Consider the following 486-nt stretch of genomic DNA (forward strand, 5'->3'; position numbering starts at 1 on the left):
GGTAAAACAGGCGGTTATTCCACGCCACCTACACCAGTTCCGGACTCTCGGGGTATTTGGGGATTGCCTAACCCGGCCCCCGAACCGTTACCCTCCGTACCGGGCACGCCGATCCCGGAGGAGTAGAAGCCAAATATTGAAACATTTCCTATCGAAGACCGGGATTTCAATGACTTTATCATTGTTGACCCGATGGGAGTTGTATCGGCGATTTATGTGTATTTTAAAAAAACTGATGTGGGGGATCTTGAAGTTGACTATTACGGAAATTTTGAAGGCCGTTCAAGGCAGGGCCTATATGAAGTAGATCATATTCCTTCAAAGGAAGCGGTTAGGATATATTTGAAAGGGACATATCCAAACCTGAAAGATGATATTATAGAACAAATGACTGACAGAGTGGCTGTGTAAATAGACCCGTTTTAGTTCCAGGCATTTTTTGAGATCCCGGCCAAATGATTGTGTTGCCGATATTCCTCCGGCGTC

Annotated in this window: 1 pseudogene; it reads left to right on the top strand. The window is 45.7% G+C overall.

Features of this window, described 5'->3' with window-relative positions:
• Positions 1 to 405: pseudogene (locus OGY72_RS00005) on the top strand (S-type pyocin domain-containing protein); the annotation flags it as partial.
• Positions 406 to 486: the final 81 nt, after the last annotated feature.

Origin of the sequence: Citrobacter sp. Cpo221, assembly GCF_030332345.1 — a bacterium.
Lineage (GTDB): Bacteria > Pseudomonadota > Gammaproteobacteria > Enterobacterales > Enterobacteriaceae > Citrobacter > Citrobacter portucalensis.